Source organism: Halioxenophilus sp. WMMB6 (genome assembly GCF_033283405.1).
In the GTDB taxonomy this organism is placed as follows: Bacteria; Pseudomonadota; Gammaproteobacteria; order Pseudomonadales; family Cellvibrionaceae; genus Halioxenophilus.
The window spans coordinates 136,493-151,931 of sequence record NZ_JAWMQR010000008.1; the positions used below are offsets into that span (position 1 = coordinate 136,493).

The following is a 15,439-nucleotide window of genomic DNA, read 5'->3' on the forward strand; positions in this document are numbered from 1 at the left end:
GGTTAAGGCTTGGTGAAAGGATCGCCATTGTCCGCCATGGGTTGCCCCGATTCAAGGGCCGGCTTTTTCGGCAAATTGATATTCAGCAACCAGTAGCCCACCAAGCCGGAAGTCAGGGAACCGAGCAAAATGCCGAGACGGTCATCGAACATCCCCGACGAGCCCTCCCCGTCAAAGGCGAGAGAACCGATAAACAGGCTCATGGTGAAGCCGATACCGCACAACACAGCGGTGCCATAGAGAGCCGTCCAGCTGACCGGCGGCTTCTTCAGCAGGCCAACCTTGATGCACAACCAGCAGAAGCCGAAGATACCCAGTTGCTTGCCCAAAAAGAGGCCCAGGGCGATACCCATCGGCACGCCGTGCACCGCCTGCTCCCAGGTCATACCCTGGAAGGCGATACCGGCATTGGCAAAGGCAAACAGCGGCAGCACCAGGTAACCGACCCAGGGGTGCAGGGTGTGCTCCAGGTGCTTGAGGGGTGAATAGGGGTTATCCGGCCGGGCTTTGATGGGTATGAACATGGCCAGCAGCACCCCGGTGAGGGTGGCGTGCACACCCGACTTGAGCATCGCCGTCCACATGATCAGGCCGATAATGCAGTAGGGCACATTGGTGTAAACCTTGGCGCGGTGCATCAGAGCCAGCACCACCAGGCAGATGGCCACAACCACCAGCGCCGCCAGTGAAACCTTGGCGGTGTAGAAGAGGGCGATAATAACAATGGCGCCGACATCATCAAAGATAGCCAGAGAGATAAGGAAAATCTTCAGCGCCGCCGGCACCCGCGACCCCAGTAGCGACAGAACCCCCAGGGCAAAGGCGATATCGGTGGCAGCGGGAATCGCCCAGCCGGAGATGGCCACCGGATCGTCGTGATTGAGCGCCACGTAGATCAGCGCCGGCACCACCATGCCACCCAGGGCGCCAACGGCGGGCAGCAGAATATTGCTCGGCTCGGAGAGCTCGCCTTCCACCAGCTCCCGCTTTAACTCCATGCCCACCAGAAAGAAGAAGGTGGCCATCAGGCCGTCGTTGATCCAGAGCAGCAGCGGCTTGGCGATCAGCAGCTCACCAATCTGCACCACCACTGGCGTCGAGAGCAGCAGTTCGTAATAACCATTGAGTGGCGAGTTGGCACTGACCATAGCCAGCGCGGCGGCAATCATGAGCACAATGCCGCCGGCGGACTCCAGGGCAAAAAAGCGGGAAAGGTGATCGGATAACTTGGCAATCATGGCGCTCCAAAGGTTTTTAGCCGAGCTTCGGGACCACTTTAGCGAGTTATTCGAGAATACTTAAGGAAAACTAAAAATCAAAACGTTATAAGACAAAGGGGCTAGCCGCGCCAGCCCCTCCCAGTTACTCCCCGGCCATCAGCGCTTCGATGGCATCGGCGGTTTTCGGTACGCCACCGGTGAGAACTTCACACCCTTCGGCGGTGACCAGCACATCGTCTTCAATGCGAATCCCGATACCACGCCACTGCTCGGCCACCTCGGTGTTGTCCGGGCTGATATAGAGCCCCGGCTCCACCGTCATGTACATACCGGGCTCCAGAATGCGCCAGTTGCCAGCCACCTTGTAGTCGCCGACATCGTGCACGTCGATACCCAGCCAGTGGCCGGTGCGGTGCATATAGAACTCGCGGTAACCGCCCTCTTCAATCAGCTGCTCGACGTCGCCGGTTAGGATGCCGAGCTCCACCAGCCCCTGGGTGAGTACCCGCACCGCGGCGGCGTGGGGCGCATCCCAGTGGTTACCGGGTTTGATCTCGGCGATCGCGGCCAACTGCGACGCCAGCACCAGGTCATAGATGCGGCGCTGGGCATCTGTAAACTTACCCGAGGCGGGAAAGGTGCGGGTGATATCGGCGGCGTACATCTGGTATTCACAGCCGGCATCAATCAGCACCAGGTCGCCCTTCTCCAGCCGGCTTTCGTTTTCGATGTAGTGCAGAATGCAGCCGTTGGCACCGCTGCCGACAATGGTGGCGTAGGCGGGAAAGCGAGCCCCCTGGCGGGCAAACTCGTGTTCGATCTCGGCTTGTAATTGGTACTCATAGAGGCCCGGCTTGGCAGCACGCATAGCGCGCACGTGGGCGTCCGCGGCAATCTGCCCGGCGGTGCGCATCAGCTTGACCTCTGCGGCACTCTTAAATAGACGCATGTCGTGCAGGTAGTGATCGAGATCCAACAACTCACCGGGGGGAATGGCACCGCTGCGCTCCTTGGCGCGCAGGGTGTTAATCCAGCCCATTACCCGGCGGTCGAAATCGGGGTCGCGGCCCAGGCTGTAGTAGACCCGCTCTCGCCCCTCCAACAGGCCCGGCAAAATTTCGTCGATGTCGTCGATGGGGAAGGCATCCTCGGCACCGTAGTTGGCGAGCACCCCCTCCGGGCCCTGGCGATAACCGTCCCAGATCTCTTTCTCCCGATCCCGCTCACGCACAAACATAACGAACTCGCCGTGCTCGCGACCCGGCACCAACACCAGCACCGCACCCGGTTCGACAAAACCGGAGAGGTAATAGAAATCGCTGTCGGGACGGAAATGGTAGTGGGTGTCGCGGCTGCGGATCTTCTCTTCGGCGGTGGCGACAATGGCGATGGAGTTGGGCTCCATCATGGCAATCAGCTCTTTGCGGCGGCGGGCAAATTCGGCGATGTTTAACTTCACACTCAAGTTGGCTACCTCAATGAATCAGCGGGGCGTCGGCCGGCGGATTGCGGCCGGTGACAATCTCTTCATACAGAGTAAAGACAGCCACTCGAACATATTCCACAACCTCAATCAAGTCCTCTTCACTGCCCTCGGTATCGTGGCTGATCTGCGTGATGGCCACCATATCCTCCAACAGCTCCTGACACTCTTCCGAAAGCGCCAGTTTCTGACCACCAATCGCACCGAGCCCGGCCAACAGGCCGGTGACCCACTCACCCAGAGCGCGGGTTGAGAGCACCAGCTCCACCTCCAGCGACGGCAGCAGCAACTGAAACTTGTAATCGCGCGCCGCCAGCTGCTGTTTGAATAGGTTGTAGAGCTCACCGGTCATAATGGCGAGCGAATCCGGCAGTTCGCCAGGAACATCCAGGCTGTCGCTGGCCAACTGTTGCCACTGGGCTGATTCGGCTCCGGCGCAGAGCGCCCCCACCAACAGACCGTGAAACTCGGCGGCGCCCATGACCGCGCCCGAGCTGCTCAATAGCTCGTCCAAAGGCTCATACAAAAAAGTGTCGGAGGATTCTGTCATGGGAATTTCTCTGTTACAGGTAATGGATGTTGCACAAACAGGGCCGTTATGACCGCTAAAGCGCTGAAGTTGGCAAGTTTAACGCTCAGAGATTGACCGTCTAGTGGGTGCACAATATAGTTGTTTTCACCATTTGACCGACCACGGCCCCTATGTCAAGCAGCTCCTCCGTCCAACAAGCCCTTCAGGCGATCGAACAAAAAATCGAAGCCCTGCTGCAGGAGCACCAAAAGCTCACGCAGGAGAACAACGCTTTGCGCAACGCTGAACAGCGCTGGCAACTGGAGCGCACCCGCCTGATTGAGAAAAATGAACTGGCTCGCACCCGCGTGGAGGCCATGATCACCCGCCTCAAGAGCCTGGAGTCAAACGCCTAAGGCCACCCACTATGACCAACAGCCGATCTGCCTCCAACCAAACCGTCACCGTCGCTATTCTCGGCAAAGATTACCAGGTCTCCTGTGGCCAGGATGAGGTCGACGATCTGGTCCGAGCCGCCCGCCAGCTCGATCAACGTATGCGCGCCATTCGCCAGAACGGCAATGTCATTGGCCTGGAGCGTATCGCGGTGATGGCGGCCCTCAATCTCAGCCACGAGCTGCTGCAGGCCGAGCAACAGAATGCGTTGAGTGAAAAACTGATTGAGCGCGTTGCCGGCAAGCTCGACCAAACCCTGCTCAACCCGGGCAGTTAATGCCCCGTCTAGCGCTTCGTCGCCATCGGTTGCTGGTCGGTAACTCAATTCCCACCAAGTTACAAGAGTTCCACTCAGCTGCTAATTCGCTATACTGGGTAGGCCCTAAGGTATTTGCCAGTCAATCCAGTCCTTGAGCCGATAATGCATCCTTAGGAAGCGACTCGTTAATGTTGGTGTGCATGTCCGCGAGACGGAAAGCCTAATGCATTTCAGTCGCCTCCCCTTGAACCCTACGGTTCAAGGCCAATTTGACAGCGGTACTCTTGGGGCAGCCTACAGAACCCCACAATCATGTCAGCAGATCCTGCCAACCTAAGCACACTCAAACGCCAAATTCGCCAGACCAAGCGCCGCGCCCGCAGACAGATAAGCCGGGTGGAACGCCAGGCGGCGGCCCGGCAGCTTAGCCGCGCCATCTACTCCAGCCAGCTGTTTTTACGGGCACGCCACATTGCCCTGTATTGGCCGATGGGCGAGGAGATAGACCCCCGCCCACTCCTCCATTTTGGGCCGCTGGCCCGACACAAGCACTGGTATCTGCCGGTGGTCAACCAACGCGGTTACATGCAGTTTCACCGCTATCACGCCGATGCACCGCTGGCGGTTAACCGCTATGGCATTGCCCAGCCACTGGCCCACCCGGGCAGAGTGGTCGATTTGTGGCGCCTTGATCTGGTGCTGATGCCACTGGTGAGCTTTGATCACCTGGGCAATCGCTTGGGGATGGGTGGAGGTTATTACGATCGCTGGCTGGCAACCCAAAAGAGACGCCTGCGCCGGCCACGGCTGGTGGGTATAGGCTTTTACTGCCAAAAATACGAACAGGCACTACCCACAGAACCCTGGGATCAGCCCTTGGATGGAATTGTTACGGAGAAGGGGTGGTTCATTAAAACCGGTTGACAGCCACTAACCATCACTGCGGGTTAGCGACAGTGGCGAACGGAGGCAATCAGGGAGCGGTAACGCCCTGCTGTAAAGCTGATGGCGGAGTGGATTCAGATTTAAAGAGATCACTGGCCCCCACACTGGAAGCGAGCACACCCACTAAAAACACAGCCGCAGCCAGGGTAAGCACATCATTTTTCATCACGAGTATCCTTACGGGTTTTACCTATAGCTTTAACTTTTGGTTATAAAAAAAGAGCAAGGTTTATACCTAAAATTAAAACGATCACCAAGTGATTGTTTGGAATAATCAGTCTTATAGATATATATATACTCGCTTTTAGTTCCCGCAAGTTTTAAATAGCCAAGATGTGTTATGCATCACAGAGTCAGTAAGTAGTCGCTTACAAAAGCCAAATAAGTATAAGACGCAAATTAGCAGGCAAAAATATTAGCACTCTTTCATGTTTGGCTGTGCGCTAGGCAGGGGCACCACCGCCCTCAAAGGGAACAACACCCTTCCAAGCGCCCTAGTTTTGAGCGGCTGTTAACCGGGTGGTGGTTCGAAAAGACCCTCAGCCTGCCCCTCACTGGGGCTGACTCAGGCCAGAAAGAGCTGGTAGGCGGGGTTATCGGTCTCGTCCCAGTAGCGATAGGTGGGCAGGTTATCGAGAAAGGTGTAGAGCCCCTCCAACTCACTGCTTGGCACCTGCATGGCCACCAAAATACGGGCGAAGGCGCTGCCGTGGTTGCGGTAGTGGAAGAGCGAGATGTTCCAGCGCCCGGCGATGTGGTTGAGAAACTTCACCAGGGCACCCGGGCGCTCCGGAAATTCAAAACGAAACAGCCGTTCTTCCAGTCCCAGCTGACTGTCGAGTACCGGGGCATGGCCACCCACCAAGTGGCGGATATGGCCCTTGGCCATCTCGTTTTCGGTCAGGTCGAGAACCTGGTAGCCCTTGTCGACCAGGCGGGTTACCAGCTCCCGACGGTCACTGCCACCCGGCGCCACCTGCATACCGACAAAAACGTGAGCAGCGGAGTCACTGGCGTAACGGTAGTTAAATTCGGTGATGTTACGGCGGCCCAAATCTTCACAGAAAGTGCGATAGGCGCCGGGTTTCTCCGGCAGGGTGACCGCCAGAATCACCTCCCGCTGCTCGCCGATTTCGGTACGCTCAGAGATGTAGCGCAGCCGGTCGAAGTTGGTGTTGGCACCACTGTCGATGGCGATCAAGGTCTGGCCGTGGACGCCATGTTCCGCCACATACTTCTTTAACCCCGCCAGGGAGAGGGCTCCCGCCGGCTCGGCAATGGAGCGGGTATCTTCAAAGATATCTTTGATGGCGGCACAGATCTCATCAGTGTTGGCGGTGATCACGCCATCGATGGTGTCCTGTAAAATCCGGAAGGGCTCCTCGCCAATCTGTTTAACGGCAACACCGTCGGCAAAGATACCCACCTCCGGCAGAATCACCCGCTCCCCCGCCTGCATGGCGGCGTGTAGACAGGCGGCATCCTCCGGCTCCACGGCATAGACCTTAATACCCGGGCGCACAAACTTGATGTAGGCCGCCATCCCCGCCGCCAGACCGCCGCCACCCACGGGGATAAACACCGCGTCGATATTGGCTGGGTGTTGGCGCAGCAGCTCCATGGCCACCGTACCCTGGCCGGCGATCACATCGGCGTCGTCGTAGGGGGGGATGTAGGTGAGGTTTCGCTCCGTCACCAACTGCTGGGCGTGGGCGGCCGCCTCGTCGAAGACGTCGCCATGCAACACCACATGGCCACCATAACCGCGTACCGCCTCCACCTTAATCGCCGGCGTGGTGCGTGGCATAACGATGGTGGCATCAATGCCCAGATGCTGAGCGCTATAAGCCAGCCCCTGCGCATGGTTGCCAGCCGAGGCCGCAATCACACCGCGCGCCTTCTGCTCATCATTCAACTGCAGCAACCGGTTATAGGCGCCGCGAATCTTAAACGAGAAGACCGGCTGCAGATCCTCGCGCTTCAACAGCACGCGGTTATCAAGGCGCGTGGAGATCGATTTGGCAAAATCCAGTGGCGTCTCCACGGCGAGGTCGTAGATGCGGGCGTCGAGAATGCGTTTGATGTAGGTGTGAGGCATGGCGAGCTGGTGGGTCTGCTGGGAAAAGCGGCAATACTAGCGAAGAAAGGTCTATAAGTCATGAATTAGCATGTCGTTGGCCCTATAATGCCGGCTTCTTTCACCCTATCGCCAACTCTCACTCCCGAAGCCCGCCCTATGGATCAAAACCAGTTAAAACAAGCCGTCGCCAAAGCGGCCATCGATTACATTCAACCCAAACTTGAAGCCGATACCATCGTCGGCGTCGGCACTGGCTCCACCGCCAACTATTTCATCGACTATCTGGCGCAGATCAAAGGGCTGTTTGACGGTGCCGTGGCCAGCTCCGAGGCCTCCGCCGAGCGGCTGAAGAGCCACGGCATTCCGGTGTACGACCTCAACACCGTCGACCGGGTACTGGTCTATGTCGATGGCGCCGACGAGACCAACCCCAACAAGCAGCTCATTAAAGGCGGCGGCGCCGCTTTGACCCGCGAGAAGATTGTCGCGGCCGTGGCCGAGGAGTTTGTCTGCATCGCCGATGAGAGCAAGTGGGTGGAGACCCTAGGTGCCTTTCCACTGCCGGTGGAGGTGATCCCCATGGCGCGCTCCCACGTGGGCCGGGCACTGTTGAAGCTGGGCGGCAACCCGGTCTATCGCCAGGGGGTGGTCACCGATAACGGCAATATCATTATTGATCTGCACGGCTTGGCAATCACCGACCCGGTGGCCCTGGAAACCGAGATCAACCAGATCGTCGGCGTTGTCTGCAACGGCTTGTTCGCCGCCCGCCCCGCCGATGTGCTGCTGCTCGGTGGTGCCGAAGGCGTCAAACAGTTTTAACCGCTAGCGTTTAAACGCCTCGGCAAAGACCGCCAATGCCTGCTCCCGCGCCAGTTGGTAATGAATGATTGGTAGGGGGTAGCCGAGCTGACGACACTGCTCGGCACTCGGCTGGTGAATCGCCTTGCCGGTGAGCGAGGCCAGCTCCGGTACAAACCGGCGCACGAAATCCCCATTGGGGTCGAACCGTTCCGCCTGGCGGTAGGGGTTAAAGATACGAAAATAGGGGGCGGCATCAGCCCCCACCGAGGCACTCCACTGCCAGCCGCCGTTGTTGCTGGCGAAATCACCATCGATCAACCGGCTCATAAAATAGGCCTCCCCCAAGTGCCAATCGATCAGCATCAGTTTGCTGAGGAAGGCGGCGGTAATCATCCGCAGCCGGTTGTGCATCCAGCCACTACGCAGCAGCTGGCGCATGCCGGCATCGACAATCGGCACCCCGGTCTGCCCCCGGCACCAGCGCTCAAATAACCCACTATCCGCCCAGCGCACGTCGTCGCCGGCCACCTTAAAGCTTTTACCCCGGCTGATATCCGGCCGGGCGTAGAGCAGATGGCGGTAAAACTCCCGCCAGATCAACTCCGTCAGCCACTGCCCAGCAAGTCCATCCGGGCCGTGCCGCGCCTCTACCTCGGCCAGACATTGGCGCGCACTTACCGCCCCCAGGGCCAAATAGGGGGAGAGCAGGGCAGTCCCCTTGTGGGCCGGAAAATCCCGCGCTACCTCGTAATCAACCAGAGAATGGTCACAGAAGGCAGCCAGTCGCCCGGCGATCTGGCGTGGCTTGGCCGGCCAGAGATCGCGCCGGTAGCCGCCACCAAAGGTGGGGATGGGGTCGTTGACAACCGCCACCGCCGGCTGCTTTTTGGGCGCCGGCAGGCACTGCCAAGCGGCACTGGTCAACACCTGCCGCCAGCGCCGGGCAAAAGGGGTAAACACCTGGAACATCTGCCCCTGGCCGGTCACCACCTGACCTGGAGCCAACACCAGGTCGCCCTCCAGAACATTAAAGCCCAGCCCAGCCGCCTGGCAGGCGGCGGCCACGGCCTGATCCCGGCGTACTTCGTTCAGCGGGTACTCACGGTTGCACCAGATCGCCTCGGCGCCAAGCTCCGCGGCCAGTGCCACCAACGCCTTGGGCAGCTGGGCGTAATCCGGTACGGAGATGATTTTGAGGGGAATATTGCGCGCCGCCAGCGCTTCGGCCAGGTGGCTGAGCAGGTCGTGCGCCAGCCCCAGCTTGGCTGGGCTGTCGTGGTGTGCCCGCCACTGGCCGGGAGTGAGTGCAAAACAGGCGATCACCGCGCCGGCCTGGTGGGCGCGAAAAAGCGCCGGATTGTCCGCCAACCGCAGATCACTGCGCAGCCACACCAGTTGCCGTGAGTTCGCCATCAGATCTGGTTGTGCAGGCCGAGTTCGAGGGGGTAGGGGTCGAGATAGACCTGGCAACGAATATAGTCGTTACCGTAGCGATCGACATAGTGTTTGATAAGGGTGACCGGCACCGCCAACGGTACCACCCCCTGCCGATACCGATCGATCACCTCAACCAGATCCTGGCGAATCCCGCCGGCGACGGTGCGCTTCAGGTAACCGAGGATGTGCAGCAGAGTGTTGCAGTGATTTTTACGCGTCGCCGGCTTGGCCAGCGCGGCCATAAAGAGAGGCAGATACTCATCGCACAACGCCGCAGGCGTTTTAGCTTGAGAATTGGCCACCAGCTGCCCCAGTAGCCGGTAGCCCTTTTGCGAATGGGCCATCAGGGTGTATTTGTAGCGGCTGTGGAAGTCGATCAGGGCTTTGGCAGTCGGCTCCTGCGCCACCGCCTGGCGCCAGTCGTGCAGGGCAAACACCCGCAGGATGAAGTTCTCGCGCAGCTGCGGGTCCTGCAAGCGCCCCTCCTCTTCCACCGGCAACAGCGGATTGTTCTTCACCACCGCCGCCGCAAAAACGCCGCGCCCACTCTCTGCCAAGGGGTAGCCAAAGCTGGGATTGCTGGTGTCGTCGTTGTAGACCTTTACCCGAAACAGGCCACAACTGGGGGAGTTTTTAATAAAAATGTACCCGCACAGCTCCGCCAGCGAACGGGCGGTGGCGTCACTGTAGTGCCGCAGGGGCTCGGTGACATCCAGGCTCGCGTCATCGCTGCCTACCACCCGCGGATGGGCGGCGTCGCCCACCAGGCGGATGCTGGGGCGGGGCACCCCCAGGCCGATAGCGACCTCGGGGCAGAAAGGCCGAAAGGCAAAGACTTCGCCCAGTACCTCGGTACACAACCGCGATTGCTTATGGCCACCGTTGTAACGCACCGATTCCCCCAGCACACAGGCACTGATACCGACGGGAATGTTGTTGGGGTGACTGCGCTGGGGCACGGCGAAAATCCAAAGAGCTTTGGTGACTATCTACGTAGCCGGCTGCCCGAAGGATGGATCAGGGGCAGCGGTAGGCCTCAAACTTTTGGACGCCATCCACCGGCGAGCCTAAGGGTACCAGCACATTGGCGCCCATGGCGGCGGCATCGTTACGCGCCTGAATGGTGAGCTCGTTGCTCACTTTCTTCTCGCTGCGGTTGATAAAGCCGACGTTATCGACGCCATTGACGGAGATGGTACCCAGCTTCTGGCAGTTGGCGACGCTGGTATTTTCGCGGATATCCACCTTGGCGCCGGCCTCGCTCAGTTTGACAAAGGTACAACCGGTCACCAGCAGCGAGCTGGCGGCCAACAGAGCCAGGGGCGCGGGAATAAATTTCTTCAGGGAGTGCATCATCGACTCTAAAAACCTCTTATAAAATTTGCTAACTCGTCTATGGCCTGCACGGCCTCTGGCAGGAGCGGGGCAAACCCCTGGAAGACGTGGGGCATGTCCGGCCAGACGCTCAACTGCACCTGGCTCCCCTGGGCGTTGGCCGCCTCGGCAAAACTGCAGCCGTCGTCGTAAAGAATTTCGGCATCACCCACCTGCAGCAGCGTGGGTGGCAAGCCGGCCAGATCGCCATAGAGGGGTGACACTAACGGATCCTTGAGGTTCGCCTGCTCCTGCACATAATTGGCAACAATAAAGGGTAGCAGCTTGGCATTGAGAATTGGGTCACGCGGATCAAGCTCCTGGGCCTCGGCCCGCTCGTACTCCAGGTTGGCCGCCGGCGAGAAGACCACCGCCGCATCGGGCAGCCGCTTACCGCCCTGTTTCAGGGCCAGCATGGAGGCCAGGGTCAGGTTGCCGCCGGCGGAGTCACCCATGATAAACAGCTTATCGGCTGGCTGTTCGCCCTCGGGGCTGTGGCCCGCCAACCACTGAAAGGCGTGAATGGCATCTTCCAGCCCCGCCGGAAAGGGAAACTCAGGCGCCAGCCGGTAATTCACCGCCAACACCGGGCAGCCGGTGGCCACCGCCAGGCGGGCAATCAACGGCCGATGGCTGGAGGAGGAGCCCGCCATCCAGGAGCCGCCGTGCAGATAGAGCACCCGGCGACTGAGATCGCACTCATCGGGAATCAACCACTCGCAGGCCAGTTCGCCCACCAGCACCGGCAGCATGCGCGCCGTCACCGTTAATATCTCCGGGGCGGCGGCAAAATACATATCCAGCAGCGCCCGCTTTTGCATGGTGTGGGGGCCACTGCTGAGCGACAGCTCGCTGATCCGCTGCATATGTTCGACGACGGTGGCTAATTCCGGACTGGCCATAGTTTGCTCTCACAATAGGATGACAACACCAATAGTGCCTGCGCTAACTTACCCCAAGCCATCGTCACTCGGCAATGCACAGTTGAGACAGCCAATAAATAGTGCACAATTTCGCTCCGCCCCCTTGGGTGGTGCCGACTCTGTGCTATGATAGCGCCCCTTTTTTCCTGGCCCCGACTGACAGCAGCCGAGGCACCCTGCGGGTGAGGCAGCCCGGTTGCACTCCATAAAAGGCAGGTATAGAAAACCGACCACCCCGTTTGGGCGTGGTGGTTTCCGGGCACTTTCTCTTTCTTACGAGGTAGTCCGTCATTATGGCAAATACGTCACTGGACAAAGACAAGATTAAATTCGTTCTGCTGGAAGGTGTGCACCAGTCCGCCATCGACACCCTGACCGAGGCCGGATACACCAATATCGAATACCTGAAGACCTCCCTGCCCCAGGAGCAATTGATCGCAGCCGTCAAGGATGCCCATTTCGTGGGTATTCGTTCACGCACCCAGCTTACCCGGGAAGTGTTTGAACAGGCGGAGAAGCTGATCGCCGTGGGCTGCTTCTGTATCGGCACCAATCAGGTCGATCTGCAGGCGGCGCAGGAACATGGCATCGCCGTGTTCAACGCCCCCTACTCCAATACCCGCTCGGTGGCGGAACTGGTGATCGCCGAAGCCATCCTCCTGCAACGTCGCATCCCCGAAAAAAACGCCGCCTGCCACCGTGGCGGCTGGCTGAAAAGCGCCGAAGGTTCTTTTGAAGTGCGCGGTAAAACCCTGGGTATTGTCGGCTACGGCGCCATTGGCACCCAAGTGAGCGTTCTGGCCGAAGGCCTGGGCATGCGCGTGCAGTTCTACGATGTGGTTACCAAGCTGCCGCTGGGCAATGCCCACCAGATTCGCGACCTGAACGAGCTGCTCGCCACCTCCGATATCGTCAGCCTGCACGTTCCGGAAACCGCCGCCACCAAAGATATGATGGGCGCCGAGCAGATTGCCGCCATGAAACCGGGCAGTGTTTTGATCAACGCCTCACGCGGCACGGTAGTGGATATCGACGCACTCGCCGAAGCGCTCCGCTCCGGCCATATTGGCGGCGCCGCCATCGATGTGTTTCCGGTTGAGCCACGCGGTAACAGCGATGAGTTTGTCTCACCACTGCGCGAGTTCGACAACGCCATTTTGACTCCCCACATTGGCGGCTCCACCCAGGAAGCCCAGGCCAACATCGGCACAGAAGTGGCTGAAAAACTGGTGAAATACTCCGACAACGGCACCACCATCAGCTCGGTCAACTTCCCCGAGGTGGCCCTGCCCTCACACGCCGGTGTGCACCGACTGCTGCACGTGCATAAGAATATTCCCGGCATTTTGTCGGCCATCAACCGCGTGCTCTCCGAGAACAACATCAATATCTGCAGCCAGTATCTGCAAACCAACGACAAGGTCGGTTATGTGGTGGTGGATATCGATGCGGAGTACAGCGAACTGGCGCTGAACCAATTGCGCCAAATTGAAGGGACCATTCGCGCCCGGGTGCTGTTCTAACAGCGCCTCACCGGGCCGGTTCCGGATTGAGATTGGGCGAGCGTTTAATACTGAGCGTATTGCGCTCGCCGTCCTCGGCAAACAGCAACTTGACAATGATGTAACCCATCTCCGGCGCCAGCCAAACATAGGTGGTGCGATCGTCGTCGAGCTTTTCCAACTTAATGGCGTTAATCTTCCCCGCCTCGGTACTGATCTCCTCCATGCCCACCCGTTCGTAACGATACTCACGTGGCCCCTTGCGCTTGGCAATCAGGTAGGTGAAGACCTGCTGCTCGGGCTGGCAGGCAACATCCAGCTGCAGTTTCAACTGGTGGTTAAGGTCATCAAACAGCTGCCCATCGAAGTCGTACTCGCGCACCTCATTGCGGGCATCGGCAAAGAAACGCCCCTGGTCATAGTCGACCGTCACGGCCACATTCTGCTTAGAGCTCATGCCCTTGCGCTCGTGCTGATAGGAAGCCAAGTGCCAATCGGGCCAGTTGAACACACTCTTTTCATGAATACTCATAAACAGCCATTCGGCCCGGGATTGCAGCTGCCACTGGCCGTCGTCCACCCGCTGCAGCCAACGGGTGGAATCCACCGACAGGGATTTTATCTCAGCCTCATACTCAATCTTGACACCGTTCAAACGCTGTAACAGATCAGTTTGGCAGGTGGCGATCGCCTGTTGCTCTGCAAACCGCGGGGCGAGCACTGGCTCGGAATCCGGCAGGGCGGCTGGCTCAGGTTCTGGATTGGCTTCTGGCTCGAGTTGCGACGGCTTGGGTTCAGCAACGGCTGGCGCGTAAGTATCGGCTTCAGTAACAGCCGGCGCCGGTGGGCGCAGGTCGGTTGCAAAGAGGGGGTCGACTGGTGGATCTGACCAACCAAGTACAGGCATTAACGCCGGCGCGGCCAACATTAACGCCAACCGATGACGCCCGCACCGACGCCGCCGAATCTCGAACAAATCCAAATCCCTCACCCTTATTAATCCATCCACCTGCTGCGGTTGGAGAGCACGATAGGCAAAAAGTTTAGCAATTGCCAGATGCACCAGCGCTGCCCAGAGATCTTGCTGGCCAAATATGACAGCGGCACTGCAGATGCCGCAGTGGCTAATTGGCGAGGATAGTAACGGGGAGAGGCGCAAAACCCGAGCCGGGCTTGACCCGGGTTCGACGCTCTGCCTAGCTGGGTTCAGCCAGGCGGAAATTCACGATCAGATTCAACTCGTAAGCACCTTCGTCCAAAACGGCGCTGGGCGGTGCAGGGAAGGGTTCCGCCACCTCCACCGCGCGTACCGCCGCCTTGTTGAAATACTGGTACTCAGACTCTTCACTGACGATCACCTCCATCAGCTTGCCATCTGGATCAATGCGCACATTCAGGCCGACAATGCTCTCCCGGCCAAGACGCAAAGCCCGATCGGGGTACTGCACACGGTGGTAGATTTTCTTCTTGACCTCGTTGTAGTAACGGCGGTTCTCACGCAGGGTTTCGGCGCTAACCACAGCAGACAACAACGCCTCCGCTTCAACCAGAGCGGCCTTGGCCCCACCCGTACTCTGCCGTACCACCGGCGGCTTGACCGTCGGTGCTTTTACGTCAGGCTTTACCGAGCCAGCCGGTGCCGCAGGCTTGGTTGCCGCCACCGTGGTTGGCTCCGGCTCGGCGTCTGCAGCCGCGTCAGCCTCGGCCACTTCCGACTCCGGCTCTGCCGCCAACGGCAACCACTCAGCCTCAATTTGCACGGCGCGCTTGGCCGCGGGCTTAACCTGTTGATAACGAGCCAACAGCTCCGGTGCCAGCGTCCCGGAGCTGAGCAGCCCCTCGCGAAACTCACTTGAGGGTGGCACAGCGCCGATCCAGGTATCGAGCATCAGATCGAACAGCCCCGGGGACGACAGCCGCCCCAGTTCAATACCATTGAGGGTAATCACCATCGCCTCTGTTGTTTTCGCAAACACCAGGTGATCCCCTGCATAAACCGCCCCCTTGATCATATCCACCAGCGTCGATATGTCGCTGGCGTAGAGGTCTAGGGCCGCATCGTCGGCATTGACGGTAATACTCTCCAGCCAACTGCGTACCAGACTGCGCTGGCTGATACTCTCGGCGATGATGGCAAATTCCATTTTGGAACCACTGCGCTGCAACAGCGCCTCCTGAGCCTGGTCGGTCAATTGTGGAAGATGCAGGGCAGCAATGTAACGCTCTTTGCCAAACTGCTTGAATACCGCCAGACCATTCACCTCGGCACTGGCTTTCAGGACGGGAGCAACCGCCAATGCGACAACCCAAATAATTAATGAAACAGGATGAGACAGTGCTGCACCACGACTACTTGCACGCATAAAAATATCGTCCACTGTGGAGAAAACAGTTACAGCCACCAACGCCAGGCCAACGCCTTGCGCATAGCGACATTCCATTTAA

16 protein-coding genes and 1 other RNA gene are annotated in these 15,439 nt (G+C 59.0%); 6 read left to right on the forward strand and 11 right to left on the reverse strand.

What is annotated here, in order from left to right; translation table 11 throughout:
* Positions 1-2: 2 nt before the first annotated feature.
* The 3 genes from nhaA to SBL51_RS17815 form a co-directional block, all read right to left on the reverse strand.
* Positions 3-1,238 carry a Na+/H+ antiporter NhaA gene (gene nhaA, locus SBL51_RS17805; protein WP_317932458.1) on the reverse strand — a complete coding sequence of 412 codons (1,236 nt, stop codon included), beginning with the start codon at positions 1,236-1,238 and terminating at the stop codon, positions 3-5.
* Between the two features lie 124 nt (positions 1,239-1,362).
* Entirely contained in the window at positions 1,363-2,685 is a 1,323-nt protein-coding gene (gene pepP / locus SBL51_RS17810; RefSeq protein WP_411860495.1) for a Xaa-Pro aminopeptidase, read from the reverse strand.
* A gap of 10 nt (positions 2,686-2,695) precedes the next feature.
* Positions 2,696-3,253: a UPF0149 family protein gene (locus SBL51_RS17815; RefSeq protein WP_317932459.1), complete on the reverse strand. Its 558-nt coding sequence runs from the start codon at positions 3,251-3,253 to the stop codon at positions 2,696-2,698.
* A 152-nt stretch (positions 3,254-3,405) separates the two neighbouring features.
* On the opposite strand from SBL51_RS17815, the gene SBL51_RS17820 reads away from it, so the two are divergent.
* From SBL51_RS17820 to SBL51_RS17835, 4 genes are all read left to right on the forward strand, one after another.
* The gene (locus tag SBL51_RS17820; RefSeq protein WP_317932460.1) at positions 3,406-3,630 is read left to right on the forward strand and encodes a TIGR02449 family protein; all 225 of its coding nucleotides are present in this window, start codon (positions 3,406-3,408) and stop codon (positions 3,628-3,630) included.
* 11 nt (positions 3,631-3,641) lie between these two features.
* The gene (locus tag SBL51_RS17825) at positions 3,642-3,947 is read left to right on the forward strand and encodes a cell division protein ZapA (RefSeq protein WP_317932461.1); all 306 of its coding nucleotides are present in this window, start codon (positions 3,642-3,644) and stop codon (positions 3,945-3,947) included.
* Between the two features lie 99 nt (positions 3,948-4,046).
* Positions 4,047-4,224: non-coding RNA, 6S RNA (ssrS, locus tag SBL51_RS17830), on the forward strand.
* A gap of 17 nt (positions 4,225-4,241) precedes the next feature.
* Positions 4,242-4,853, forward strand: a complete 612-nt coding sequence (locus SBL51_RS17835; RefSeq protein ID WP_317932462.1) for a 5-formyltetrahydrofolate cyclo-ligase — start codon at positions 4,242-4,244, stop codon at positions 4,851-4,853.
* A gap of 49 nt (positions 4,854-4,902) precedes the next feature.
* On the opposite strand, the gene SBL51_RS17840 is transcribed toward SBL51_RS17835, so the two are convergent.
* Positions 4,903-5,040 (reverse strand): hypothetical protein, encoded by a 138-nt coding sequence (locus SBL51_RS17840; RefSeq protein ID WP_317932463.1) that lies wholly within the window; start codon positions 5,038-5,040, stop codon positions 4,903-4,905.
* Between the two features lie 399 nt (positions 5,041-5,439).
* Positions 5,440-6,972, reverse strand: a complete 1,533-nt coding sequence (ilvA, locus tag SBL51_RS17845; protein ID WP_317932464.1) for a threonine ammonia-lyase, biosynthetic — start codon at positions 6,970-6,972, stop codon at positions 5,440-5,442.
* Positions 6,973-7,110: 138 nt separating this feature from the next.
* Here ilvA and rpiA point away from each other — a divergent pair, with 138 nt between their 5' ends.
* Positions 7,111-7,776, forward strand: a complete 666-nt coding sequence (gene rpiA, locus SBL51_RS17850) for a ribose-5-phosphate isomerase RpiA (RefSeq protein WP_317932465.1) — start codon at positions 7,111-7,113, stop codon at positions 7,774-7,776.
* Between the two features lie 3 nt (positions 7,777-7,779).
* Here the strand turns inward: rpiA and SBL51_RS17855 are convergent, their stop codons facing one another.
* The 4 genes from SBL51_RS17855 to SBL51_RS17870 are packed head-to-tail and all read right to left on the reverse strand — an operon-like array spanning position 7,780 to position 11,471.
* Positions 7,780-9,171: a cryptochrome/photolyase family protein gene (locus tag SBL51_RS17855; RefSeq protein WP_317932466.1), complete on the reverse strand. Its 1,392-nt coding sequence runs from the start codon at positions 9,169-9,171 to the stop codon at positions 7,780-7,782.
* On the reverse strand, positions 9,171-10,154 hold the full coding sequence (locus SBL51_RS17860; RefSeq protein ID WP_317932467.1) for a DUF523 and DUF1722 domain-containing protein: 984 nt from the start codon (positions 10,152-10,154) through the stop codon (positions 9,171-9,173). The genes SBL51_RS17855 and SBL51_RS17860 overlap by 1 nt, the downstream gene beginning before the upstream one ends.
* A 58-nt stretch (positions 10,155-10,212) precedes the next feature.
* Entirely contained in the window at positions 10,213-10,551 is a 339-nt protein-coding gene (locus SBL51_RS17865; RefSeq protein ID WP_317932468.1) for a DUF4156 domain-containing protein, read from the reverse strand.
* A 5-nt stretch (positions 10,552-10,556) separates the two neighbouring features.
* A complete protein-coding gene (locus SBL51_RS17870) occupies positions 10,557-11,471 on the reverse strand; it encodes an alpha/beta hydrolase (protein ID WP_317932469.1) in 915 nt (304 codons plus the stop codon).
* A 314-nt stretch (positions 11,472-11,785) separates the two neighbouring features.
* On the opposite strand from SBL51_RS17870, the gene serA reads away from it, so the two are divergent.
* Positions 11,786-13,015, forward strand: a complete 1,230-nt coding sequence (gene serA, locus SBL51_RS17875; RefSeq protein WP_317932470.1) for a phosphoglycerate dehydrogenase — start codon at positions 11,786-11,788, stop codon at positions 13,013-13,015.
* 7 nt (positions 13,016-13,022) lie between these two features.
* On the opposite strand, the gene SBL51_RS17880 is transcribed toward serA, so the two are convergent.
* On the reverse strand, positions 13,023-13,922 hold the full coding sequence (locus tag SBL51_RS17880) for a DUF3108 domain-containing protein (RefSeq protein WP_317932471.1): 900 nt from the start codon (positions 13,920-13,922) through the stop codon (positions 13,023-13,025).
* A gap of 268 nt (positions 13,923-14,190) precedes the next feature.
* The gene (locus tag SBL51_RS17885; protein WP_317932472.1) at positions 14,191-15,357 is read right to left on the reverse strand and encodes a TonB family protein; all 1,167 of its coding nucleotides are present in this window, start codon (positions 15,355-15,357) and stop codon (positions 14,191-14,193) included.
* Between the last annotated feature and the right edge of the window lie 82 nt (positions 15,358-15,439).

Bases quoted from the DNA above. Each gene is read 5' to 3' on its own strand.
- SBL51_RS17855 (WP_317932466.1), bottom strand. From the start codon at position 9,171: ATGGCGAACTCACGGCAACTGGTGTGGCTGCGCAGTGATCTGCGGTTG.
- SBL51_RS17820 (WP_317932460.1), top strand. From the start codon at position 3,406: ATGTCAAGCAGCTCCTCCGTCCAACAAGCCCTTCAGGCGATCGAACAA.
- SBL51_RS17885 (WP_317932472.1), bottom strand. From the start codon at position 15,357: ATGCGTGCAAGTAGTCGTGGTGCAGCACTGTCTCATCCTGTTTCATTA.
- SBL51_RS17840 (WP_317932463.1), bottom strand. From the start codon at position 5,040: ATGAAAAATGATGTGCTTACCCTGGCTGCGGCTGTGTTTTTAGTGGGT.
- serA (WP_317932470.1), top strand. From the start codon at position 11,786: ATGGCAAATACGTCACTGGACAAAGACAAGATTAAATTCGTTCTGCTG.
- SBL51_RS17870 (WP_317932469.1), bottom strand. From the start codon at position 11,471: ATGGCCAGTCCGGAATTAGCCACCGTCGTCGAACATATGCAGCGGATC.
- rpiA (WP_317932465.1), top strand. From the start codon at position 7,111: ATGGATCAAAACCAGTTAAAACAAGCCGTCGCCAAAGCGGCCATCGAT.
- SBL51_RS17835 (WP_317932462.1), top strand. From the start codon at position 4,242: ATGTCAGCAGATCCTGCCAACCTAAGCACACTCAAACGCCAAATTCGC.
- ilvA (WP_317932464.1), bottom strand. From the start codon at position 6,972: ATGCCTCACACCTACATCAAACGCATTCTCGACGCCCGCATCTACGAC.
- SBL51_RS17815 (WP_317932459.1), bottom strand. From the start codon at position 3,253: ATGACAGAATCCTCCGACACTTTTTTGTATGAGCCTTTGGACGAGCTA.
- SBL51_RS17825 (WP_317932461.1), top strand. From the start codon at position 3,642: ATGACCAACAGCCGATCTGCCTCCAACCAAACCGTCACCGTCGCTATT.
- SBL51_RS17880 (WP_317932471.1), bottom strand. From the start codon at position 13,922: ATGTTGGCCGCGCCGGCGTTAATGCCTGTACTTGGTTGGTCAGATCCA.
- SBL51_RS17865 (WP_317932468.1), bottom strand. From the start codon at position 10,551: ATGATGCACTCCCTGAAGAAATTTATTCCCGCGCCCCTGGCTCTGTTG.
- nhaA (WP_317932458.1), bottom strand. From the start codon at position 1,238: ATGATTGCCAAGTTATCCGATCACCTTTCCCGCTTTTTTGCCCTGGAG.